Genomic DNA, 23,851 nt, shown 5'->3' with positions numbered 1-23,851 from the left:
GCGAATTAACTGGAATAAAGATTAACGCCGATTTGAATGCGGCAAGGAACATAGCGAAGAGGGTAGGTTACGAAGCACCAATACCAAAAAAGATACTGAGCTACATAGTAACAACCAATGGTGTAAACCATTAACCCCCATGGAGGGGGTAACAACCAAGACCCCCACAGTGAAACCCTCGCCCAAAAAGGCGAGGAGGGGGTCATATTAGCATTAGTATGCGTAGGATTAAGGGCCTTGGTTTGGGATTCAAGATTACGTATGATGTGTTTTACAAAGCTGGGACCCCAGGGGGTATTGTATTCAATAATAAGGCCAATTAATGCAGCCCCAATATTGAGGGAAATGGGTAAAGATTTAAAGGCTTATGAGGCATCTTAATTAATGATAATTGGTTTAACCGTTGAGGAGGAGGGTGGTGTATCAGCTGCCATTAACCTAATGCCCATAACGTTGATAACTGGGGCTCCTGGTTCAGGTAAGTCGAGGTTAATTAACATTATTTGGAACACGTTATCCAACATGGGCGCCAGTGTTAAGTCTAGGGTTAACTGGCTTGGTAAGGTCACCATTATGCTTAGGGTCACCGTTGATAGTGACCTTAGCAGTAGGGTTGCTGCACTTGGTTTGAAGGAGGGTGAGAACCAGGTTGAGTATGTGATTGAACATGATGGAAGGACGCTTAGGCAGGTTGTTAAAACAGGGGGAAACACACTGCTTGTCCTTGAGGCACGTGACTCAAAATCCATGATCACGCACCCCATAGAAATCCCCGTAATAGATGCATGGAGCCTAGTTGGTGATGATACATTAAAGGTGCCTGAACAGGAGGCATCAGTGTTAATAAGCGGTAATGAGGAGGTCCTGGAGTCGTTAAGGGCCTTAATGAACCTGGTTAGAGGTGAGTTGGTTAACCGTAGGGTGCACCTAATAGGCCCCTACTTCGAGTATGAGGGTAGTGAGAGGTCCCTAGACCACGTGGAGTGGATTGGGCGAAATGGGGAGGGGGTTATTAAGGCACTGGCTGAATTGTACATGAACCCGAAGTTCGATGGGGAAATTGGGCTACTTAGAAGGGCACTGGCTAAGCTTGGGTACAAGTCTCTTAGGGTTGGTTTATTCAACGGCAGCTTAACAATAGGGTTTAAGGATAGTAAGGGTAACTTCAGGGTTGGCGGCCCACTACCCTGCCACCTCAGGACAATCTTAGCCGTGGCGACGCAAGTCATGCTGATGAGGAGGGGTGATGTACTGCTTGTGGATAACCTGGACTACTGCATGAATGGTGATACTTGGGATGTCCTACTGGGCCTATTAGCTGAGTTAACGAGGGATAAGTTCATAATAGCCGAGGTGCATAACTACGACCTGGTTAAGAGGATAAACCTAAGCAGTGCAGTTTACTCCGTGGTTTCCATTTAGTGCCGTTAAGTTTTCAAGCGTCTTTACTCACGGCATTAGCTAGGACTATGTAATTAACCCTACGCCCAACCCAAACCTCATCACTCAACTTAACCGCCATGTGGTTAGCAACCTCATGTTCCAACTCCCCCTTAACGAATAGGTGGTAAAACCTGTACACAGGCTCCTTAAGGCGCCATGCCCATTTAATGCGCCTATCGCAACCACCCCCATTACCGCAGCCCCACACAGTGGCCACGAACAAGCCACCACCCCTAAGAACCCTAACGGCCTCCAGGTACGCCGCCTCCCTATCCGGCTTACTTAAATGGTGAAGTACAGCTATCGCCAGATATAGGCCTACTGATGATGACCTCAGTGGCAGTAGCCTAATGTCGCAGTTAACAACGTCAATGATGCCGCCTAGTTCACCCTGGACGCCCTTAACCATGTTGTAGGATACGTCACACGCCACGTACAGCCGGTATCTTAGTGCTGAAACAGCGTAGCGGATGTTTGCCCCATTGCCGCATCCGGCATCCAGTATTGTGTCATACACTCTGTTGGGTAATCTATCAAACACCCACGTCCAAGGCTTCCCCCTAGACTCCCTGAAAACCTCAGCTATCCTCTCGTAAGCCTCCTTTACCTCCCTCACTAAGCCACCTGAACTCATCCAGGTTAATAACCCTGCCATACTTTAAAACGTTAATCACGTTCATTAATATTAAGCCGGCTACTATGTGCTTACACACCTTACCGTTAATCATATTCCTCTCGCAGGTGCATTTAGCGCCGTATTTGCCAACGGTGGTGTAGTAGTACTCATTCCTCCTACTGTCCGACGAGAACCTAAGCCTAACACCAACAACCCCCTTCCCATCATCGAATATCCTTATTATCTCAGCCCTAGTGGGCCTATTAGCCTCATCCTCAAGTTGGAACTCCCTAGCCTTAACGTTGTCGGATAGCCAATAGTAAATGTCTATAACCCAGTTTAGGCTTACGTTTAATTTATTGGATAACTGCATTAGGAAGCTCCTCATCTTCTCAGCGTACTCCTCGTTTGTGCTCAGCTCCACCACACGTCATCTACCTTGGGGGGAGTTATTAATACTTTTAGCGCTCTCCCTCACGGCCATTGCCTTAACCGAGTACATGAGGTACTTCTTATACATAACCCTGGCCAATGCCTTTTCAACAGATTCACTCGAAACATTACTGTCTACTTCCCTTAACGCATCATCAACGTTAACGATGACGTATATCCCGCATTTACTGCACCCAACCATTAATTCATCACCACCGCTAATCATGGTTAACCTGGTTCCGCAGTAGGGGCACCTATACCTAAGGGTTGCCACGCCCTGTACTGAATGTCTCTTTTAAAAGACTTATATGTAAAATGACCAGGTTTACCTCAGGTTAAGTCCATAATGCCTATAGCGCTCATTCACCGTTAACGGCATCATCACAATATTACCCAACTATGTATTATTGAGGACACCCTCCAGGCAATCTTCAATACTGCAGGGCATTGCATTCACGTTAACAAGCCTAGGTAAGTAGAACATTGCCTTGGATGAGGGGGTTGCCGTGCTCCTAATGCCTAACCCATTGAATATTGGGGATACCATTGGGCATGTGTCTGTGATTAAAATTACGTTAGCCTCCCTAAGCCTACTAACCAGTTCAGGGTTCATCATGCCTCTAACGAACCTTGACGTTGATATGACCAGTGGCTTCCTAAGCCTCCTAAAGCCATGTTTCTCAAGGACGCGCACCACTGTCATTATCTCCTCTAGGCTTGCGTGGGGGCAGCCCATGAAGAGTGCATCATAGTCCCTGGGTTGCTCATACCTCAACTCGGGCTCATCCACGGTTAATTTATCGGGTTTATCCATCATGGCTGCGTACCTGCTCCAGTTAGGATTAATCCCCTTGATAATGGCCAGTGGGGTTGGGGAGTAGGTTGCGTAGCTGGCTAGGAATGACTTAAGTAATTGCCTATCCCAGCCATCGTAATCCACCAGTGGTACCTCGCCCTTTAGCTTACCTGCAATTACCCTGCCCAGTAAACCGGCCTTAACCGGGTTTAACCTAGCATTAACCTTAACAATAACCCTAGGGACTCTGTTCTCCTCAACGTAAAGCCCGAACCTAGGCACCTTACCGGCTATGGCAACGATTATGGTGAACGGCCCCGGTAGCTTCTCAGTGTAGGCATCGTTAACGGAGTTTATGTAGGCTACGGCATTTGACTCACCCCAGGCGTGTATTGAACCCGGCTGAGGCCTAATGAACTCGTAGGGTGCGCAGGTTAGCCACAGGCTTGCCCCCATCTTCGCCAGGTAATCCACCACCTCCATCTGCTTCCTCATGAAGTGCTCACTGATGGGTAAGTTAAGGTTACCGTACTCAACCCCAGCCGGGTTAACCGTCGTGAAGACCCTGAACCTGGCTCCACTGCTTGAAATATCCCTAAGGTACTCCAGCCCAGCCTCACCTATGGTTAAGTAGCTGACGCCGCTCACGTGGACGGTATCCACGTCCAGTAGCCTATCGGCCTTAACGGCATCACCAACCTTAATGATGGTTTCAAGGGCCTTGGCCAAGTAACCCCCCTCCCTGAGAATCCTCTCCTCCTCCCTACCAATGAACACGTTACTAACCAGCCCAGGCACATTTAAAATGGTTACCCAGGCGTCACACCACTTTAGGATGCGCCGCCCTAGGCTGAAAGCGTTAATAGCATCCCCTCAATCTCATTAATAAGCAGTCGTATGTCGTTCTCAGCCGCCTCGTCACTCCTATAGGGGCTGTTTTGGCCTTCTTGGTCATTTATGGTGTTTGCTTTTCATTTGATGTTTAAATCCCTAGTTAAGTTTAAAACCTAACCTCAATACCTTTGCTGGTTACCCTGGGTTTCTGAGATCCGTAGTGGCTGGGAGCCGCGGGTGACCGTTGGGGAGCCACTGCGGTGAGGGGGCTCGGGGCGACCGTCGAGAAGGAGACGGTGGGCTAACGCCTACCGCCTCCAGAGAGACGGCTTAGAACCCCCTCCCTATCTGGGCCGTTGTACTGGTACTGGCGGAGTAGTATCGCTATGCTTGCCATGTAGTTAACCTTATCGCTAATCATCATGGCAACTTCCTTTAAGTGGTTAGTCGGCATAATGGCTATTACCCATTCCGACCTCTTAACCCTCCTACCACCCCTAATCTTAACCACACCACTATACATCTTCTCCAGTTCGCCCATCTTATCCACCGCCAGAGCCGCCACAAGAGCCTTACAGGCCTGGAAAACCTTGCTAGCTGCATTCCTGGTGAGGCCCTGCTCCAGGAACTTCCTAGCCAACTCAGCCTCAACCCTGGCCTCCTCAAGCCTAACCTTCTTATACGCCATGGGATTAAGCCAGGGCTTCGGCAACTCCTGCACAATTCATAGGTCCATAGCCAATATATAAAGCTTTAAGCAGGCTACTGGAGTACGCTGGGTATCATTAGTTAGTCAATTCCTGGCGCATGGCTGGTCACTTAGGTTGTGCAGTGGCCAGTTACTGCGTCATTAACCATCAGCCTACATTTATAAATGGGTGGAGTCTGGCTTAAAGCTGGTGGTTACTATCTGGGTAGCTCACTAGGTAAGTACCGGGTGGACCTACCCCCTGATGAAATACCAGACCACTGGTACAACATCCTCGCAGACCTCCCTGAGCCACTACCACCACCCCAAGACCCTGATAATGGTAAAAGGTTTGACTTGTTGAAGAGGGTTGTACCCTCGGAACCCCTTAGTTTTGAGTTCTCCACGGAGAGGTTCATTAAGATACCTGAGGAGGTTAGGGAGAGGTATCTCCAGGTTGGTAGACCCACGCCTCTAATTAGGGCTAGGAGGTTTGAGGAGTACCTTGATGCGCCGGTTAAAATATACCTAAAGATGGAGGGGTACACCTACACAGGCAGTCACAAGGTAAACTCAGCCCTGGCCTGGGTCTACTACGCCCTTAAGGATGGAGCAAGCCTGGTAACCACTGAAACTGGTGCTGGTCAATGGGGCTCAGCTGTGGCGTTAGCGGCGGCCTTATTTAAGGTGAAGGCGCACATATTCATGGTTAAGGCAAGCTACTACGCAAAACCCCTGAGGAGGTTCCTAATTCAGATGTACGGGGCCAGTGTCCACCCAAGCCCAAGTGAGTTAACGGAGTTCGGTAGGAGGCTGCTTAAGGAGAACCCAAACCACCCAGGGAGCCTGGGTGTCGCCATAACGGAGGCCGCTGAGTACGCCCTTAAGAATAACGGTAAGTACGTGGTTGGAAGCGTCATAAACGCCGACATAATGTTCAAGACGGTGGCTGGTCTTGAGGCTAAGAGGCAGCTTGAGTTGATTGGGGAGGACCCGGACGTGATGATAGGGGTTGTGGGTGGTGGGAGTAATTGGGGTGGGGCCTTCTATCCATTCATAGGTGATGAGCTTAGGAGTGGTAAGGTGAGGCGCAGGTACATTGCGGTGGGCGCCTTGGAGGTGCCTAAGGTGACGAAGGGCATCTACAGGTATGATGACCCTGATGCGGGTAGGGTACTGCCCCAGTTGAAGATGTACACAATAGGCTCCGACTTCATTCCACCACCAATATATGCAGGTGGGTTGAGGTACCATGCAGTGGCTCCAACACTATCATACCTAATGAGCAAGGGTTACGTTGAGGGCAGGGACTACGACCAGGAGATGGTCTTCAAGATGGCTCAGATCTTCGCTCAGGTTGAGGGCTATGTACCAGCACCGGAGACCGCGCACACGCTACCAGCCATAAAGGAGATTGCCGATGAGGCTAAGAGGACCGGTGAAAGGAAGACCATACTGGTTAGCTTCAGTGGGCATGGACTACTTGACCTAGGCAACTTCGCAGATGTACTAGGCTTCGAGAAGGCGTAGGGGGAAGTAGTGGAGATTAACAGCCTTAAAATTTAGATTACGATAAGCAGTGTCTTAACCTCACCCAGCCGGTGGTTAGGTGGCGTAGAAGGGAGGGAAAGGTGGTGCGGCCGCCGGGATTTGAACCCGGGATCTGCGGCGCTCCACGCGGGCGGTGCGGTTAGGGGCCATACTTCATAGGCCTTTTAAACATTTCGCCAAGGAGCCATGTAATATCGGCCATCTTAAATGCATACCTTATGCTTAACGCAGCTTAAATCAAGTACCACATTAGCCGGCTTTGGCCATGGCGCCTTGGCTTTAAGCTTAATAGTGCCGTGTGCCCCGTTAACCGGGTAAGTGGTGGATTGTGGTGAGGGTTTCGAGGGGGCCCAGTGAAGGTTACGTTAAGTCCAAGGTGCCTAGGGGGTTTCATCTGGAGGTGGCTAGGTCAATACAGAGGTTGTTGGCCAGTAGGGTGGTGGAGAGGGACCTGGTTGACGTTAAGGCCATTGACCTAGTTGCAGGGATTGACGTAGCCTACGTGGAGCGTGGCGGCTTGGAGATAGGCATCTCTGTTGCCAGTACCTACTCCCTAAGCAGGGGGCTGGTTGTTGAGTGGGGGTGTTGGGTTGGTGAGGTTTCCTTCCCCTACGTACCCACGCTGCTCTCCTTCAGGGAGTTGAAGCCCATGGTTAACGCCTACCTTAAGCTTAAGAGCAAACCGCAGGTGGTCCTCATTGATGGGCACGGTAGGGCACACCCCTTCAGGTTGGGTATAGCCAGCCACTTCGGGGTGTGCATGAACATACCCACAATTGGCGTGGCTAAGTCGCTACTATACGGTAAGGTTAACCATGGTGAGGGGCCGATACTGGACCCGGTGTCCAACGAGGTAATTGGCTGGGTTATTCAGTGCGCGCCCAGTAAACCCACCTACGTGAGCATTGGCCACGGCATATCACTGGGCAGTGCCCTAAGCCTAGTTAAGAGGCTTTGTGCAGGCTCCCAAATGCCAATACCCATACTCCACTCCCACAATAAGGCAAGTGAACTTAAGAGGAGGGTGAGCAGGCTACTGGGGAGTGCGGGTTTAAGCGGGGCCGTGAAGGATATATGCCGGTCATAACGGTGCTGGGGCATGGTTGCCTTAAGATTAGGGTTTAGCCAGTTCCTTACGGGGCTCCTTGGCTATTGCTATTATTAACGGGAACCTCCTCCTAATGGTTACGCTGTTGAAGTACCTCGCCGAGTAGCTAAGGCACTTGGCAGTGCATGAGTGGCTAATCACTCTGCCAAACAAGTCCCCATCAGCCTCAACAACTATGAAGACTCCCCCAGGTTTCAGGACCCTCACCACGTTAACCATCGACGACTCATGGTCACCCCAGTGGTGTAGCGTGAACACGGTCACGGCAACGTCGAATGAATCATCAATCACCGGTAGGGCCCAACTACCCCCATTGATGAAGTCCGGTCTCCAGAACCTGCCATGACCCCTCTTAAGCATTGCCATGCTCACGTCAACACCAACAACGTGGTAGCCAAGCCCACTGAGCCTATTAGCCAACACTCCAGTCCCCGGCCCTATCTCAAGCACCCTGGCTGGGGCATTAACCATTTTCTTGATTAAATTAGCCGTGAAGGAGTACGCCCAACCTAGGGCCACCTCCACAAACCTATACACCTGGGCCGTCCTCTCATCAAACTGTTCAAAATATCCATACCTATGCATCTAAACAAGGGTCAATAATACTGCTAGTTAAAACATACGCGCAAACCTAACACTCAATACCACCCGTGGCTTACTGCAATAACGCCTCCTGCGTCCCTTCAATTAAATGAAGCTAGTTAAGATAAGCTTATTAAGGGTTAACCCAGCAATCTGGAGACGGGCCCGTAGCTCAGCCTGGATGAGAGCGGCGGGCTTTTAAGCTACCGAAGAAACCCGTAGGTCGTGGGTTCGAATCCCACCGGGCCCGCTAGAAAATTGTGTTGGGTCTCATTCCGTAATGCTATTCCTGTTACCATGCATGTAACCATAGTTCAACTCACGCATATCAGCCTTAATGAATTAAGCTTAAAGTAAGGTTAATGAACCCTTCCTTCAACGAACAGGGTGGGAGTCGTCATTATAAATGCAAGTTGGTGCCTTACCTGAGCACCTAAGGCATGGATACTACACAGCCAGTCTTCTAGTAGGCATGGCAGGCTTCACGGTGGTTAATTATAGGGTTTAGTGACGTAAGGTTAATTAAACTAGGGTGTTCCTAATCCCTGTGGAGTCTGACCTGGAGTTCTCTAACATTGTCTCCGTGCTTAAGCTGGTGGAGGCGACCACGCAGAGGACTGTGATGGCTAAGGCGCTCTCCAGCCTTCTCAAGAAGACGCCACCCCAGGTCATTGATAAGGTGATTTACTTCCTCCTAGGCAGCCTAAGACCTGACTGGGAGGGTGTTGAGCTTGGCTTAGCCGAGAGGTTGACCCTTAAGGCTATCTCAATGGCAACTGGCCTACCCATTAAGCAGGTTGAGGACCTCTACAAGAGGCTTGGTGATGCCGGTGAGGTGGCTAGGAGGGCTGTGGAGGTTAGGAGGAGTAAGGGGACTGGTGGGTCAATATTCGACTTCATTGGTTCACAGGCTAAGAGGAGTTTGACCATTAGTAAGGTTTATGATTCACTAATGGCCATAGCCAAGGCGTCTGGTGAGGGAGCCCAGGACACCAAGGTTAAGATACTGTCAAGCCTACTAACCGATGCTGAGCCCGATGAGGCCAAGTACATAACCAGGTTCGTGATTGGTAGGCTTAGGCTTGGCGTAGCCGACATGACCATACTGGACGCCCTCTCAGACGCCTTCGACGTTAATAAGGACCTGCTAGAGAAGGCCTACCACGTCTACCCAGACCTGGGCAGGATAGCTAAGGCCCTTGCCGAGGGTGGTGAGGAGGCTGTTAAGGCGATTAAGGTTACGCCCGGTGTACCCATTCAACCAATGCTGGCTGAGAGGTTGAGTAGCCCTAAGGAGATTTTGAATAAGCTGGGTGGTGTTGCCATATGTGAATTTAAGTATGATGGGGAGAGGATGCAGATACATAAGCTTAAGGACGGCACCGTTAAGATATTCAGCAGGAGGATGGAAGACATAACCAACCAATACCCCGACGTAGCCGAGTACGTCCGTGAGGCTGTTGATGCGGAGGAGTTCATAGTTGAGGGTGAGGGGGTCGCCATAGACCCCGATACCGGTGAGTTTAGGCCCTTCCAGGAGTTGATGCATAGGAAGAGGAAGCACAACATTAAGGAGGCCATTGAGGAGTACCCGATTAACCTATACCTATTCGACGTAATGTACGTTAATGGCCAGGACTTAACAGACCTACCTCTACCGGATAGGAAGAAGATCCTCTTCTCCATAATCAAGCCCCACGAGCATGTGCACCACGCGGACTGGATAATAACGGACGACGCCGATACACTTGAGAAGTTCTTCCTGGATGCAATATCCTCAGGTTGTGAGGGGGTTATGTGCAAGTCTGTTAAGATTGGGTCAATCTACGAGATGGGGGCCAGGGGTTGGTTGTGGATCAAGTATAAGAGGGATTACAAGAGCGAGTTATCAGACACAATGGACCTGGTGGTCGTGGGTGCCTTCTGGGGACGTGGCAAGAGGGCGGGGACCTATGGGGCACTGCTCCTCGCAGCCTACGACCCAGACTCAGACCAATTCTACACGGTCTGCAAGGTTGGCAGCGGCTTCACGGATGAGGACCTTAAGAAGCTGCCCCAGATGCTTGAACCATACAAGATACCCCACAGGCACCCAAGGGTTGTCTCCAAGATGGAGCCCGACGTATGGTTCACGCCAGGAATGGTATTGGAGATAACTGGGGCGGAGATAACCATGTCACCACTCCACACATGCTGTTCAACAATGCTTAAGGGCGACGTTGGTCTAGCCATAAGGTTCCCCAGGTTCACGGGTAGGTATAGGACTGATAAAAAGCCTGAGGACGCGACCACGGTTAAGGAGATCTTTGAGATGTACAACAGCCAGAAGAAGGTTAAGTTAACCGACCAGGCACCTTAAGGGGGAGTTAGCTATTTAAAACCAGCAATGGCTACTAGCTGGGGCGGATGATGGTGGGTCACCTAGGCGGCTACCCACCTGACACCCCCTTCGCCATCCTAAGTATTAGGCGTCATTTAGTACCTACCCTTAGACAGCACCCTGGCGGCTGTTATCAAGGGGTGCCATACCGGTGCCGTGGGTGGTGCGTAGGATAGGTCCGAGAAGAAGAAGTCATCTATCGTGGCACCCTTACCTATTAAGGCGGCTGCCGTGTCAATGTAACCTGCGGTAATTTTATCCGCCCCAACCACCTGAACACCGAGGACCCTACCGCTGGGTTCATCCGCAATCATCTTCACGTTAACCTGAACCCCACCTGGGTAGTAATGGGCAGTGGTCCTGGCCTTTATGGTCGCCGACACCGGTTTAAAGCCCCAATCCCTAGCCTGCCTCTCAGTTAGCCCGGTCCTAGCCACGTAGAGGTTGAAGACCTTGGTTACCGCTGTACCCAGCACGCCGGGGAACTTCAGGAACCTACCCTTAACCGCATTAGCACCGGCAACCTGCCCCATCTTATTGGCTGGTGGAGCTAAGGCAACGTAAATCCTCCTACCTGTGATTAAGCTCCAGGTCTCCGCAACATCACCAGCTGCGTATATGTTCGGCACGGAGGTCTCCATGTACTCGTTAACCCAGACAGCCCTAGTCTCCCCCAACTTAACCCCAGCCCTCTCGGCTAGTTCAGTGTCTGGCCTAACGCCAACCCCCATGATAACCTTATCAACAATGTACTCCCCCCTCTCCGTGATCACCTTGTTCACGTGTCCATTAACACCCCTGAAGCCGATGACCTTCTCGCCTAGGTGTAGCTCAACACCGTTCCTGGTTAACTCATCGTGTATCAGCTTCGCCATATCCTCATCAAACGTTGTAGGGAGTACATGGGGCATCATTTCGAAGAGTAGAACCCTCTTACCAAGGCTCCTAAGAGCCTCAGCCACCTCAAGGCCAATGTAACCACCACCCACCACGGCCACGGTACTTGCCCTCTCAACCTCCTCCCTGAGCCTCGGCGCCTCGTGGGGTAGCCTAAGCGTTAATATGCCACCCAGTTCACTACCCTCCACGGGGAGGGTTATGGGCTTGGCGCCTGTGGCTATTACCAAGACGTCCCAGGGGTACTTAACCACAACACCCCCCTCCCTAACCAGGAGCACCTGATTCTTAACGTCAATGTCGAAGGCCTCTGCGTTAACCTTAACGTTAATCCTCCTCTCCCTGGCGAACTCCTCGGGTGAGTATATTGCCAATTCCTGCGCCTCCTTAACAACACCACCGATGAAGTACGGTATCCCACAGGGGGCGTGGCTTATGAAGGGGCCCTTGTCTATTAGGGTCACCTCAGCCTCAGGGTCAAGCCTTCTAGCCCTAGCGGCCGCAGACGCCCCGGCAGCCCCAGCGCCAACGATAACTACCCTCTTGGCCATGGGGGAATAGGCCCCATGCGTATATATGCATTGCGCAGTTTCTTCAAAGGGGTCCAGGTGCGGAAATATTAATAAAGCAAGTTAACCCAGTGGTCCATGTAATGCAAGTAGCCTTATTTACAATACTGTCCTCACTGACCGGGGGCCATGTGAGGATACTGGAGACTGCCTACAGGTACCCTAGGAGGCCCACCTTCCTGATACCTAGGAATTACTACGTTAAGTTGCTTAACATGCTGGACACGTACTACGAGGGCAGGTTTAGGGACTTCATAGAGAATAACACGGTTGAGTTACCACCCATGGAGATTACCCACTTCTACGCTTACCCAAAGTACATATATGACGCCATGAATAGGATTAAGGGTGATTTAAGCTACTTCGACCTATTCTACGTGCCCCATGAGCACATAGGGATGATGATGCTCCTTAAGGGTGTGGGGGTTAAGTGGACTGCCCTACTTCAATTAACACCAGTCATAGGTGCCCTAGACGTTGACCTACCCATGAACCCGATAAGGCTTATGTCGCTTAACCTAAGGCTAAACGGCATGGGTTACATAGGCGACAAGCTCTTTGAGTACCTAATAGCCAAGGCAGTTCTATCTGGGGAGACGGTCCTCTCAGTCTCCAAGTCAATACCATACGAGATGAGGCTCATGGGGCTTAGGGCCAGGGTTAAGGTACTTGACCCAGGCATCGGCATTGATGAGGCTTGCTTTAGCTGTGGTGACAAGGACATTGACCTGGTCTTCTTCGGTAGGTTGAGGAGGGAGAAGGGGGTGTTCGACTTCATTAGGGTCCTCAATGTGCTACGCAGGAGGATGAGGATGAGGCCTAGGGCGCTTATAATGGGTGCATCAGACGACGAAACCCCCAGGTTAGTTAAGGCTAGGCTTAGGGAGCTTGGGTTAAGTGGACTCGTTGATGTGAAGGTTAACTTAACCAGGAGGGAGCTGCTGAGCAACCTGGCCAGGGCAAGGGTCTTCGTGTACCCAACCAGGCTTGACTCAATAGGGCTCGTGGTCATTGAGGCCCTAGCCCATGGCATACCAGTCATCACCTACGACATACCGGCGATGAGGCTGAACTATAGGACCAGGGCTGTGTTGAGAGTTCCCTTCAGGGACATTAACTCCATGGCCCTAGTAACGGCTAAGCTACTTAGCGATGAGGAGTACAGGGAGGGCTTAGCCAATGAGGGGCTTAGGTTCGTTAGGAGGTTTGACTGGGTTAACGTGGCGTTGAGGGAATGGGAGGAGTTAGGTAAAATAGCCAGCGAGGAGTCCAAGGCACCTGAGACCAAGGTGGCTAACGTGATTAAGACCATTAGCATCACCTAGGCACGGATGAGCCGGTCAAGAGGTATGGAGATGAGGGTAGATATTGAAGAAACCTCATAGTAATTAACCACCTCTTTACTGTACATCTAATCTCTCAAGTCCCAGTAAGGGTTTGAACTCTAGAGCTGCGCAGGTTCTTTTTGACATCAATGGTTAGCTAGGGTGCGCCTGAAGGCACAGTGAATGCTCTGTAGGGTAGGATTCCTCACTCAGGGGTAACGCGTCCTCATTGAGAATTATTGGAACCCACACCACGAGGTGTTTAGGCGATGATACCTGAGGCATACACCTAAGGTATGTTGCATGTAGATACGGCCAAAAACAACTAGGCAAGTTACCATGCATTTTAACTGTTTAAAATGCATGTTTCATGCGTTTCTGCTATTTGGTTCATGCTTCTTTGTGTTCATCTGCTTCATCGTTACTTTTGCATGTTTCATGCATTCTCCTCATTTTACATTGGACTTAGAACCATTGGAACACTATTTCAATTCCTCCATCACCTTTCAATTGGAACAACCATTCAATCCCACCATAAACACCATTGGAACACGGATGACTCATCCAATGAACCCCAGAACCCTGTTCCAATGACCACCATTCAAAATAAACAACAAAACTTAAAAACCCTAAAAAACCAAAACAACCGGAGGATCTCAAAAGAGAATTGAAGGTTCTTTGCCCTTGAGGATTATGCGAAGGGTTTCCTGGAGAGTATCGTGAGGATCTCAAAAGAGAATTGAAGGAAATAGAGGTTCGGTTATTTTCACAGTTATTTTAATTGGTGAGGATCTCAAAAGAGAATTGAAGGTTCCTATCCCCATCCATAATACCTACTAACTCACCTTTTGATACGAGGATCTCAAAAGAGAATTGAAGGTCCTGATTGCTTCACCCAGTGGGCTACCCTGAATAACATTCAACTCGGAGGATCTCAAAAGAGAATTGAAGGTGCAGTTGATTGAGTAGCTTATCGCCGTTGATGCTTTGGGAGGATCTCAAAAGAGAATTGAAGGCACCTCCACCTGCCGCAGGTGGCTTAGCGGGTGGTTGGGCTACAATGAGGATCTCAAAAGAGAATTGAAGGACGCAACTCCCTCTCCATCCTCCTACCAGGCTTAACACCAATGAGGATCTCAAAAGAGAATTGAAGGCCAGGACTCGTTGACAAGGTACCTGAGTAACTACCTGGGGAGGATCTCAAAAGAGAATTGAAGGCCTACTCCCACTACTGCCCGCTATACTTCACGTGACAGGTAGAGGATCTCAAAAGAGAATTGAAGGTCGGGTAACAAGCATGGTATTGCCTTTTTCAGTAACTCTAGAGGATCTCAAAAGAGAATTGAAGGCAGTACACTGTCCGCTACGCATCAACTAGGCAACTACAATGCGAGGATCTCAAAAGAGAATTGAAGGCCTGGTTGCGCATCTACGAGGATGCGTTCATCAAGAATGCGCTTGAAAGAGGATCTCAAAAGAGAATTGAAGGTAGCGTTTGTTCAATGCCCTGCCCAGGCTTGGTTACAATGTTTAGAGGATCTCAAAAGAGAATTGAAGGCATGAAATGAGTGAATTAGTAACAGGTAGCCGCTGTGACGAGGATCTCAAAAGAGAATTGAAGGACTATTTATGGCGACGCAAACCCAAACCCAGGAGGATCTCAAAAGAGAATTGAAGGGCGATTAACCTAACCACAAGGCTGACGTCGTGGATAGGAGGATCTCAAAAGAGAATTGAAGGATGGTTCTTTTATGCCCCCATCAATGCATCCGCATTTAGTAATGAGGATCTCAAAAGAGAATTGAAGGCTGCTACTACACCGTAGCCAGTAGCGGAGTAACCTGGAACTGCGAGGATCTCAAAAGAGAATTGAAGGACATTCACATCTTACCTTACCCTTAGGCCTAGGGCCTGTTAGAGGATCTCAAAAGAGAATTGAAGGAGATTCTCCAGGTTGGCTAACGCCTTATCGGCAGGCGTCTGTGGTTGAGGATCTCAAAAGAGAATTGAAGGCATATGGTACATTCAGCCATCATACGGCAGCGGCTTCACGAGAGGATCTCAAAAGAGAATTGAAGGAATTGAGAAAAATGGTACTGATAGGATGGCACGTGCGTGGAGGGAAGATCTCAAAAGAGAATTGAAGGTCGGAAATAATATTTGACGTTAAGCGTGGTAGGTGGGATATGTGAGGATCTCAAAAGAGAATTGAAGGGGCACCCCACTCGCAGGGGAGGTTACGAATGAGGTCGTGAACCAGGGAGGATCTCAAAGGAGAATTGAAGAAGGGTTAACACCTTGGTGTGAGGGAAGAATTTATCAATGGTGCTTAGGGTGACGTAGTGATGATAATTAGGGTTGCCACCAGGGGTTCGGCCCTATCGATTAGGCAGGCCGAAATAGTGATGAGGAGGATACTTGAGTTTAACCCAGACGTTGAGTTCAAGCTAGTTATAGTTAGAACTACGGGTGATGTTGTACTGGATAAGCCACTTTACGAGATAGGTGTTAAGGGTATCTTTGAGAAGGAGGTTAACCTAGCCTTACTTAGGGGTGAGGCCGACGTAGCTGTGCATAGTCTCAAGGATATGCCAGCCCAGATAAGCAGCGAATTAACCCTTGCAATGACTCCACCTAGGGATGATCCGAGGGATGCCGTGGTCTCTGTGAGGGGTTACACGATTGATTCACTGCCAAGCAACTCGGTGGTGGGTACCTCAAGTCTCAGGAGGAGGGGGTTCCTGCTCTCAATTAGGCGTGACGTAGTGGTTAAGCCCATTAGGGGTAACGTGGACACGAGGGTTAGGAAGCTCATGGGGGGTGGGTATGATGCCCTAATCATGGCGGCGGCCGGCCTGGAGAGGCTTAACGTTAATATCAGCGTTAATAAGATAGACCCATTACTCATGCCGCCCGCCCCTGGGCAGGGTGTAATTGGGGTTGTGGTTAGGAGGGATAGGGAGGACTTGCTTAAGGTGCTTAGGAGGAGTAATGATGAGGATACCTTCAGGGAGGCCATTGCGGAGCGGGCATTCCTAAGCAGGATAGGGGCAGGCTGCCATGTACCCCTCGGTGGTTTAGCAACCGTAAACGGAGACTCAATGGACTTCGTATACGGGGTTGTTGACCCAGATGGAACCAGTAAATTCACAGGCATGGTTAGGGGTAGCTTAAGCGACCCTGAGGGGGTGGGTAGGAGGGCCGCCGAGGAACTACTCAGTAACGCCCATGAGTTAGTTTCCAGGTTGATGAAGAATCCCTAATTCCCTGGCGCAGTTAACGCAATACCTAACCAAACCCACCCTAACGCTATGCAACCTACAGACTGGTTTGCCACACCTGGCGCATAAAGATACGGCCAGCCGTTCACCGCATATGTAGCATAGTGTGTCCCTACATGCTATGCATATCCCCTTATCCTCAACGTAGTCGTCAACGCACACGTGCCTGCCGCATATTCTGCAAACCCTCGACGCCTCATTTAGTAGGCATAGTTCACACTTCATTAACCCAGGGGTGCCAGGTATCTTAATATGTCTGTCCTGGTGACTATGCCCACTGGCTTCTGCTCCTGGTTAACCACTATGAGCCTGCCAATGTTGTAGCTCATCATTAGCCTCATTGCGTCGTAAATGTCCCTATCCCAACTTATTATCGGTACCTCATGCCTCATGTAATCCTTTACGAGGGCATTGAATGCGCCATCGCTGAAGGCCTTGGCTACATCCGAACTCGTTATTAAGCCCATTAACTCGCCGTTATCGTTCACGACGGGCAAGGCCCTGATCTTCCTTTCAGCAATGACCTTGGCAACAGTTAACAGTGGCTCATTGTAGTTAACCATGGCTAACTCCTTAGTCATAATGTCAACCACCTTTATCTTAGGTATGGCTAGGAGCTTCTTAACGACAATAACCACCTCCTTGGAGAGTGAGTTGTCCTCAAGCACCACACCCTCGATTATAACCCTGGCGTTCACAGTTGGGCCAATCCTAACATTATCGCCTGGATGTATGGCCTTAATGTTACCCAGGACCTTTATTATAGCCTTGCTCATGTACGGATTATAAATATTAACCAATTCAATGCTTGTCGCGTAAATGTTAAGGGGCTTCCCGTTGATGTAAATCTGCGCAATATCATTAACCGGATTAACAACCATAGGCGACTTAACGAACTCAATCGCCTTCTGTGAAGGGATGAATCCACCGTAGGGCCCTGTCTTACTGTCAACCAGGTTCATGGCCTTTAACGCAACCATAATGTTCCTCACGGTTCCCTCATTCATGCCCAGCCTGTTCGCAATCTCCTTACTCTTTATCGGTCTCTTATGAACATTGTACAATTCCAGCAGTGTCTCCACAACCCTCATGTACGTTGGCGGGAAGCTCATTCATACCAATAGCCAATAACCAGTTTATAAAATTATCTGAATATTAACATTATGGTGAAGTTAATAGTCGTAAATATTTACGACTATTAACGAATAGGTTAATGGCCTACTGCTGCCCCCCGTCAATGAGCCCCTCCTCAGTTATCTTAAACGTGGCCTCACTCTCAGGGTGCATTGGCGAGTCAAGTATCCTAGCAACCCTAATGTTTTCCTTACCCTTCCTGAGCCAAATCCTGTAGGTTGCGCCATGGGCTATGACATTACCACCAGCCGGCTTCAATGGGTTACCGAAGAACATGTCAGGCTGGGCAATAACCTGGTTAGTCACGACCACGGCTACATTGTATATATCGGCGAGTTTAAGCAATTGAGCAATGTGGTGGTTAAGCTTCTGCTGCCTCTCCGCCAGGTTCTCCCTACCCGGGTACTCTGCCCTAAAGTGGGCTACCAGTGAGTCAATGACTATTAGCCTAATGTTCTCCTTGGGTATTATCTTCTTGGCTTCATCTATTATCAGCATCTGGTGGTCACTGTTGTAAGCCCTGGCGTAGAATATGTTCTTCAACACCTCCTTTGGGTCAAGCCCCCTGTACTTGGCTATCTGAACTATGCGCTCAGGCCTGAAGGTATTTTCAGTGTCTATGAACAACGCCTTACCCCTCAACCCACCCTTATCCTCAGGTAGCTGAACCATTACTGATAATTGGTGGCAGAAGTTGGTTTTACCTGACCCAAATTCACCCACCAGTTCAGTAATAGCCCTAGTCTCAATGCCACCCCCAAGCAACTCGTCAAGTGCCTTAACTCCTGTTGAGATGTATTGGACATTCCTCTTCCTCTCGTAGATCTCAAGCGCCGTTACGAAGTTGTTTAAACCAACCAACCTCTGGGCTGCGGCTATTATCTGCCTAGCCCTATCCTCACTGCCAAGTATATCAGCCAATTCCTTAACCCCGGCGTAGGCTACGTCAAGCGCCGTGTTGTAGCCGGACTCCCTAAGCTTCTGCGCAGTAACCCTACCCACCCCCTCAATCTCCTCCACATCATAGGCCTGCGCCTGAACCTGAGCCGTGCCGCCTGTTGCTGGCTTCTCTGCGCCCTCGGCAACCTCCATTTCCGCAGCGGCTTCAGTTGTGGCATCCTCCTCAATGGGCTCCTCCTCTTCCTCACCTAACCTCCTCCTCCTAACCTGTGGCATATTTACTCAAGCTAAAACGAAACGTAAAGCTTAAAAACCTAACTCTGGCAATGGGGGTTACCTTAAGCTAACGGTGAGTAGGTTCTCGTATATAGGTCCCCTCGGCGTCAATGTGCTCTTCTTAAGCACCACTGAGTCCACGGCTTGCCAGCCGAAATCGTACTCCCTCCACTGGTTAATCAACCTACCCAGTGGGCCAGCCCTACCCCTAACCCTAGCCACGGTTATGTGCGGCGTGAACTCCCTTTCATCACTAACCCCATACCTACCCACCAGCCTTTCAACCTCATCGTGAAGGGACTTAAGCTCCTCCGCACCCTCCTCAACGCCAACCCAAATAACCCTCGGTGATGTTAAAGTTGGGAATGCCCCCACACCCTTAACATGAATATTAAATTTACTGAAGCTTAAGGTGCGTAAGTTGTTCATGACATCACCCAGCAGTTCATCCCTGACTTCACCCAGGAATCGAATGGTTATGTGGAGGTTCTCATCCTCAACAGGCTTAACATCAGCACCACTGCTGGCCACCTCATCCCTGAACCTCACTATCCTACCCCTTAACTCATCTGAAAGATCCACGGCTACGAATAGCCTAACCATTACAGGTCTAGTGGTTATACTGGATTTAAAGCATTAACCCGGTGGCCATTAATGGCAGTTGCCCTGCTAGGCAAGGTCGCTTATCTTGGTCTCAGAGACGGGGAATTTAACATCCCTCCTCCTATTAATGATGCCTGGGTTAACTATTTCAATAAACCCGAGCCTCTCAAGCACCTTAAGCACCCTTTGAACCAGGTCTGGGTTGAGGCCCTTGGCTGCATCCTCCATTAGCCTAATCAACCCAACACTCCAATACCTGTTAAGGTACTGCCCAATAGACGACAACACCTTAACTGCATCCTCCTGGTTTATCTTGAGTTCTGAGGAGAGTAACTGGGCAAGTTGACTAAGGGTTAGCTGGGTGGGGTTAACCAGGTTAATGCCCTGCGCCTCAGGCGCAGGTTCTTTCTCATTAACCTCAACCGCCTCACCCTCCTGAGTTGAGGCTTCGCTGGGGTTTACCTTTTCTTGGCTACTCGCCGTAGTCTCAACAACAGTTGAACCAACGGTCTCCTCGGTCTCCTCCTTAACCTCAACCCTAATGGCGGCTTCACTGGCTGTTGGCTTAACCTCCTTAGGCTGGGTCTCCTGGCCCTTGAGGACGTCCAGTAGTGTCCTCTGGCCCTTTATGCGCCTACGTTGACTAGGCTTGACGCTCCCCCTTCTTTGCTTAACCTGTATGGCTATTTCGCTTGGCAGCTTAAGGTCAAGTAACCTGCCCATGACCTCAACATCGCTGTTAACCAGTGGTTCAGGGGGGCCTAGTACCAGGTCCCTCTGCTTCTCCTGGATAATACTGCCTAGCGTTACGTAAAGGGTCAGTAAACCAACGTTATTCTCAATTGCCCACTGCCTTAATTCACTCAACTTAACCCTCTGCCTCCTCTGTATGTAAGCCAATATAGACCTCTTAATGTTCTCCAACTGCTCCATCCTTAACTTCACCCATTAATGCTCGGTAATTCTTTTTAAAACTTACTTAAACGGTAATAGTTTAAAGATAGGTGGCTTAATCAGTAATGTGGCTGAGGACTTAGCCGACTTAATCTCAATGCCGAGGAGGATTCTACTACTCACGCTGCTTGAGGATGGACCTAAGGACATTCAGGAGATTGCCAGGCTGGCGCCGCACATCCCACTATCCATAATAGTCTACGACCTTGAGCAGTTGAGGGCTAGGGGAATTGTGACTAAGAGGAGTAACAGGTACTTAATTACTGATAGGGGAATTGAACTACTGGGGAGGATACCTAAGGGCCTTGAGGATGCGTGGCGCGGCTTATCGGCATTCAACAGGGTCCTTAATGTAATTTCACTTAGGCCTGTGTGGACTTACCTATACTACATTAACCCATTAATACTGCTCTCCATGTCCACACCCGTGGTGTTGCTAAGCCTCATAATGGCCTGGTTAACCAACGTTAAGCTGCTGCTCATATTCCCCTACATGGGTATGGCTGTGCCGTGGTACATAAGCCCCATATCCATAATTACCTACGGGGTGTTGGATTACGCAATATCGTATAGGTTAAAGCCCATGGTTATTCACTTGAGGGAAATCTCCAACATAATGGTTTCACTGATACCAATAGCAATATCATTGAGCATAGTCAGCCTACTGTACTACTTCATGGTGCATTTAACAGAGCAAATCCTAATACCAATCTACATAATCAGCTACCTAGCCCCAGTACTATCACTGGTAATGCTATCGACCCTAACAGCCCTAGATACCGGAGTGCTCTTCGAGCACATAGCCATCATATACCTAGCCGTGCTTTACGTACCATCCAGCATACTGTACCTAACCATAGTCAACCTTTAGGAGTCAGCATTTCAGTTTTAGCTTAGTGAGTTGCAACCTACAGAGCTGGAAAGTTTTATAAAACGTTCGTGTAACCCGAATAGACCCATGGCTATGAGCAAGGTTAGTACTGGTGGGAGAACCATATTAAGCTTAACGGCATTGGGGCACTTCATAAACGATGGGAATATGTGGATTATACCAGGTATTGTGTTTCCAATACTAAGCCAAATGAACATTAACTACGCCACAATAGGCATCTTATCATCACTATACGCCCTAATCTCAGCACTGGCAAGCCCACTGGTACCTTTAACGGTGAGGTTGACTGGGGGCCACATGAGGGCTATGGGGGCTGGGATGCTGATGTGGGGGTTATCCATAGGTGTAATTGCCCTCGGCTTCCAGATGCACCTACTCTACCTAGTGTACGCAGGTGTCTTACTAGCAGGCGTGGCGGCAGCCTTCTACCACCCCATAGGTAGTACAGTGCTTTCAAGCAAGTATGGCGGTAATGCGGGCTTAGCGCTGGGTATTAATGGGGCTTTTGGGAGCCTAGGCAGGTCACTATACCCACTGCTGGCATCAATAGCCGTGTTCGGTGTGGGGGTTATTTACGGGTTTAACCTATGGGTCTTTGCGCTGGTGGCTTGTTTGATAGGCATCGGTGTCCTCATCTACAGTCTCAGGTACTTTGACGTCGATCCAGTGAGGGAACGGAGGGCATCGGCAGCCTACGCCAAAAGTCTAGGGGTCTCAATAGGTCTCATAGCTCTACTAACTGTGATCACGCTCCTAAGGAATGCCGTTGGGCAGGGCATCCAGACCTTCATAGGAATCTACCTTAACAAGAACCTACACATAAGTTTAAGCGTCAATTACGGCGCCATGTTAGCGTTGATACTCTCGTCAGCAATAATTGGCCAGCCACTGCTTGGCTGGTTGAGTGACAGGATTGGTAGGAGGTTGATGGCGTCTCTATCAACATTTGCCTTCGCCGCATTCTTCATCGCATTTATATTTACCGGAAGCCTTGTGTACGCCTTCTTCTCATTCATGTTTCTCTTAAGCAATTTCCCATTAATAATGGCTGTGGTTGGTGACGTTGTCCCTAGGGAGTTGGTTGGTTGGGCGACTAGCATAGTGTGGAACGTGGCGGTTACTGGTGGTAATGTGGTTGGTTCGCTGATCACCGGGTTGCTGGCTCAATACTACTCCGCCACCTACGGCGAATCCCTAGGGCTTGAACATGCAATGCTGGTGGTGGTAATCCTAGCCTTCGTATCGGGGTTGCTTTGGGTCTTAGTACCTAAGCCACCTAAGAGAAGTAAGGTACCTTTGTTCTCCTAGCCACCGCTGAAAATCACATTGAGGGCTTTGGTGATTGCACACAGGTCATTGACTATAATAGCCTCCTTAAGCTGAGCCAGTCTATTAGCCATGAGGGGGTTCTCGACTATTACTATTATTCCTAAGCCGGCGTTTAAGTAGGCTTCATAGTCATACACCGTGTCCCCAATACCCATGGTGCCCCTCGGCTCTGTGTTCATTAGCTTAAGGGCCTTTAGGACCGGCTCAGGGTCGGGTTTGCCCCTATTCACGTCATCCCCCGTCACCACGTGGTCGATTAGGTTAAGCATTGATGTAGCCTCAAGCACTGAGTATGCTGAGACCCTGTTTGATGAAGTCACGACACTCGACCTCACCCCAAGCTCCCTAAGCGTCTTAAGGAGCTCCAGTGCGCATGGCTTGGGTTTAGCCAGGTTCACAAGGCCTTTGAAGTGCATGTTCTTCCTCTCCAGTAGCCTCCCCGCCAGCTCTCTATCACCTCCAGCTAGCTCAAAGGCTATCTCCGGTGCCCTCCTACCCAGTAATTGCTCAACATCGACGCTGGCCTGCACACCTAGGTCGCTTAGCGCCCTCCTCCAGGCTTCACCATGTATAATGGCTGTGTCGGCTAATGTACCATCCAAGTCAAGTACCACCCCCCTTAACATCACCACCCCCCTCAAGGCACTTAGAGGCGTTCCTGAGCGTAACCAGGATCATTCCAAGTGCCTTGCCGTACTCGGGCTTAGATAGTTCACTGAGCAGTTCATTAATGGTCACGTTGGGTGGGTTTAAAGCATCACTGCTCATGGCCTTATTCATGCAGCTCACGGAGTACATTAACGATAATAGCAGTACAGGATCAATCATGCTCAGCACGTTAAGTATATTCGCGGCCTTGTTTATCAGGTCAATGACCTTCGGCTCGGTTAGGAGCCTTATTAACGATGTTAATGTGGTTGACAGGTTAACGTCGGCTAAAACAGATAACCCAGCCTTATCGAGCTTATCCTCAATTCTCTTTAAAGTCTCCAGAATCTCCCTTAACTCGTCATATTGACTGCTCATAAGGTTAACCCACGGGTTCACCAATATAAAAATTCCCCAGGGAAAAACCATGGCAACCTAACCTTAGCCATCAACCACAGGTTAATTAGCCAGTAAGCCACTGCACATGCGCAACCCCTCCCTCACCCTGATGGGTGAGACCTGTCCATCATCAAGCTCTTCAACGTCCAAAAGGCCTCAAAACGTTTGCCTAACCCACACCTACCCTAAATGATGGTTAGATCATCCACACCAA

At 49.6% G+C, this 23,851-nt stretch carries 22 protein-coding genes, 1 tRNA gene and 1 CRISPR repeat array; of the genes, 9 read left to right on the top strand and 14 right to left on the bottom strand.

Annotated features, from left to right (window positions below; genetic code table 11):
* Nucleotides 1-384 precede the first annotated feature (384 nt).
* Nucleotides 385-1,422: a hypothetical protein gene (locus tag AAX04_RS03425; protein WP_066794017.1), complete on the top strand. Its 1,038-nt coding sequence runs from the start codon at nucleotides 385-387 to the stop codon at nucleotides 1,420-1,422.
* A gap of 13 nt (nucleotides 1,423-1,435) precedes the next feature.
* On the opposite strand, the gene AAX04_RS03420 is transcribed toward AAX04_RS03425, so the two are convergent.
* The 5 genes from AAX04_RS03420 to AAX04_RS03400 all read right to left on the bottom strand — a co-directional run bounded on the left by AAX04_RS03420 (nucleotide 1,436) and on the right by AAX04_RS03400 (nucleotide 4,842).
* Nucleotides 1,436-2,059: a class I SAM-dependent methyltransferase gene (locus tag AAX04_RS03420; protein ID WP_162270106.1), complete on the bottom strand. Its 624-nt coding sequence runs from the start codon at nucleotides 2,057-2,059 to the stop codon at nucleotides 1,436-1,438.
* Complete coding sequence (locus tag AAX04_RS03415) at nucleotides 2,022-2,486, bottom strand: SWIM zinc finger family protein (protein WP_084761171.1); 465 nt, start codon at nucleotides 2,484-2,486, stop codon at nucleotides 2,022-2,024. The genes AAX04_RS03420 and AAX04_RS03415 overlap by 38 nt, the downstream gene beginning before the upstream one ends.
* 3 nt (nucleotides 2,487-2,489) lie before the next feature.
* Nucleotides 2,490-2,765, bottom strand: coding sequence for a hypothetical protein (locus AAX04_RS03410; protein ID WP_066794003.1), 276 nt, complete (start codon nucleotides 2,763-2,765; stop codon nucleotides 2,490-2,492).
* Nucleotides 2,766-2,888: 123 nt separating this feature from the next.
* Nucleotides 2,889-4,064, bottom strand: coding sequence for an aconitase X catalytic domain-containing protein (locus AAX04_RS03405; RefSeq protein WP_066794046.1), 1,176 nt, complete (start codon nucleotides 4,062-4,064; stop codon nucleotides 2,889-2,891).
* 358 nt (nucleotides 4,065-4,422) lie between these two features.
* Nucleotides 4,423-4,842: a PaREP1 family protein gene (locus AAX04_RS03400; RefSeq protein WP_202904417.1), complete on the bottom strand. Its 420-nt coding sequence runs from the start codon at nucleotides 4,840-4,842 to the stop codon at nucleotides 4,423-4,425.
* Nucleotides 4,843-4,995: 153 nt separating this feature from the next.
* Between AAX04_RS03400 and AAX04_RS03395 the strand changes: the two genes are divergently transcribed.
* Nucleotides 4,996-6,339: a TrpB-like pyridoxal phosphate-dependent enzyme gene (locus tag AAX04_RS03395; RefSeq protein WP_066793998.1), complete on the top strand. Its 1,344-nt coding sequence runs from the start codon at nucleotides 4,996-4,998 to the stop codon at nucleotides 6,337-6,339.
* Nucleotides 6,340-6,691: 352 nt separating this feature from the next.
* Complete coding sequence (locus AAX04_RS03390) at nucleotides 6,692-7,447, top strand: endonuclease V (RefSeq protein ID WP_066793996.1); 756 nt, start codon at nucleotides 6,692-6,694, stop codon at nucleotides 7,445-7,447.
* 27 nt (nucleotides 7,448-7,474) lie between these two features.
* Here AAX04_RS03390 and AAX04_RS03385 read toward each other — a convergent pair whose 3' ends face one another.
* Complete coding sequence (locus AAX04_RS03385) at nucleotides 7,475-8,053, bottom strand: class I SAM-dependent methyltransferase (RefSeq protein WP_066793994.1); 579 nt, start codon at nucleotides 8,051-8,053, stop codon at nucleotides 7,475-7,477.
* Between the two features lie 158 nt (nucleotides 8,054-8,211).
* Between AAX04_RS03385 and AAX04_RS03380 the strand changes: the two genes are divergently transcribed.
* Together AAX04_RS03380 and AAX04_RS03375 are read left to right on the top strand one after the other, a co-directional pair.
* Nucleotides 8,212-8,300 (top strand) — tRNA-Lys (locus AAX04_RS03380).
* A gap of 309 nt (nucleotides 8,301-8,609) precedes the next feature.
* Nucleotides 8,610-10,409, top strand: coding sequence for an ATP-dependent DNA ligase (locus AAX04_RS03375; RefSeq protein ID WP_066794043.1), 1,800 nt, complete (start codon nucleotides 8,610-8,612; stop codon nucleotides 10,407-10,409).
* Nucleotides 10,410-10,525: 116 nt separating this feature from the next.
* Here AAX04_RS03375 and AAX04_RS03370 read toward each other — a convergent pair whose 3' ends face one another.
* Nucleotides 10,526-11,878, bottom strand: a complete 1,353-nt coding sequence (locus AAX04_RS03370) for an FAD-dependent oxidoreductase (RefSeq protein ID WP_066793991.1) — start codon at nucleotides 11,876-11,878, stop codon at nucleotides 10,526-10,528.
* Nucleotides 11,879-11,979: 101 nt separating this feature from the next.
* On the opposite strand from AAX04_RS03370, the gene AAX04_RS03365 reads away from it, so the two are divergent.
* Together AAX04_RS03365 and hemC are read left to right on the top strand one after the other, a co-directional pair.
* Nucleotides 11,980-13,221: a glycosyltransferase family 4 protein gene (locus tag AAX04_RS03365; protein ID WP_066793988.1), complete on the top strand. Its 1,242-nt coding sequence runs from the start codon at nucleotides 11,980-11,982 to the stop codon at nucleotides 13,219-13,221.
* A 649-nt stretch (nucleotides 13,222-13,870) separates the two neighbouring features.
* Nucleotides 13,871-15,507: direct repeats of the CRISPR family, unit length 25 nt; unit sequence GAGGATCTCAAAAGAGAATTGAAGG.
* A 59-nt stretch (nucleotides 15,508-15,566) separates the two neighbouring features.
* The gene (hemC, locus tag AAX04_RS03360; RefSeq protein ID WP_066793985.1) at nucleotides 15,567-16,484 is read left to right on the top strand and encodes a hydroxymethylbilane synthase; all 918 of its coding nucleotides are present in this window, start codon (nucleotides 15,567-15,569) and stop codon (nucleotides 16,482-16,484) included.
* Here the strand turns inward: hemC and AAX04_RS03355 are convergent.
* The 5 genes from AAX04_RS03355 to AAX04_RS03335 all read right to left on the bottom strand — a co-directional run bounded on the left by AAX04_RS03355 (nucleotide 16,455) and on the right by AAX04_RS03335 (nucleotide 20,360).
* A complete protein-coding gene (locus AAX04_RS03355) occupies nucleotides 16,455-16,727 on the bottom strand; it encodes a hypothetical protein (protein ID WP_066793982.1) in 273 nt (90 codons plus the stop codon). The two genes, hemC and AAX04_RS03355, sit on opposite strands and share 30 nt — an antisense overlap.
* Entirely contained in the window at nucleotides 16,727-17,614 is an 888-nt protein-coding gene (locus AAX04_RS03350) for a CBS domain-containing protein (protein WP_066793979.1), read from the bottom strand. Before AAX04_RS03350 ends, AAX04_RS03355 begins: the two co-directional genes overlap by 1 nt.
* 106 nt (nucleotides 17,615-17,720) lie before the next feature.
* Nucleotides 17,721-18,728, bottom strand: coding sequence for a DNA repair and recombination protein RadA (gene radA, locus AAX04_RS03345; RefSeq protein ID WP_369818404.1), 1,008 nt, complete (start codon nucleotides 18,726-18,728; stop codon nucleotides 17,721-17,723).
* 141 nt (nucleotides 18,729-18,869) lie between these two features.
* Nucleotides 18,870-19,415, bottom strand: a complete 546-nt coding sequence (gene thpR, locus AAX04_RS03340) for an RNA 2',3'-cyclic phosphodiesterase (RefSeq protein WP_066793974.1) — start codon at nucleotides 19,413-19,415, stop codon at nucleotides 18,870-18,872.
* Between the two features lie 66 nt (nucleotides 19,416-19,481).
* A complete protein-coding gene (locus tag AAX04_RS03335) occupies nucleotides 19,482-20,360 on the bottom strand; it encodes a hypothetical protein (RefSeq protein ID WP_066793970.1) in 879 nt (292 codons plus the stop codon).
* Nucleotides 20,361-20,436: 76 nt separating this feature from the next.
* On the opposite strand from AAX04_RS03335, the gene AAX04_RS03330 reads away from it, so the two are divergent.
* Together AAX04_RS03330 and AAX04_RS03325 are read left to right on the top strand one after the other, a co-directional pair.
* Nucleotides 20,437-21,240 carry a hypothetical protein gene (locus tag AAX04_RS03330; RefSeq protein ID WP_066793967.1) on the top strand — a complete coding sequence of 268 codons (804 nt, stop codon included), beginning with the start codon at nucleotides 20,437-20,439 and terminating at the stop codon, nucleotides 21,238-21,240.
* Between the two features lie 87 nt (nucleotides 21,241-21,327).
* On the top strand, nucleotides 21,328-22,569 hold the full coding sequence (locus tag AAX04_RS03325; protein ID WP_084761169.1) for an MFS transporter: 1,242 nt from the start codon (nucleotides 21,328-21,330) through the stop codon (nucleotides 22,567-22,569).
* Here AAX04_RS03325 and AAX04_RS03320 read toward each other — a convergent pair.
* Nucleotides 22,566-23,216, bottom strand: coding sequence for an HAD family phosphatase (locus AAX04_RS03320; protein WP_066793965.1), 651 nt, complete (start codon nucleotides 23,214-23,216; stop codon nucleotides 22,566-22,568). The genes AAX04_RS03325 and AAX04_RS03320 overlap by 4 nt on opposite strands.
* Nucleotides 23,194-23,616, bottom strand: coding sequence for a hypothetical protein (locus AAX04_RS03315; protein ID WP_066793963.1), 423 nt, complete (start codon nucleotides 23,614-23,616; stop codon nucleotides 23,194-23,196). The genes AAX04_RS03320 and AAX04_RS03315 overlap by 23 nt, the downstream gene beginning before the upstream one ends.
* Nucleotides 23,617-23,851: the final 235 nt, after the last annotated feature.

Origin of the sequence: Caldivirga sp. MU80, from assembly GCF_001663375.1 — an archaeon.
Classification (GTDB): Archaea; Thermoproteota; Thermoprotei; order Thermoproteales; family Thermocladiaceae; genus Caldivirga.
Note: the sequence above shows the minus strand (reverse complement) of the source record. Positions and strands in the feature narration are given on the sequence as shown.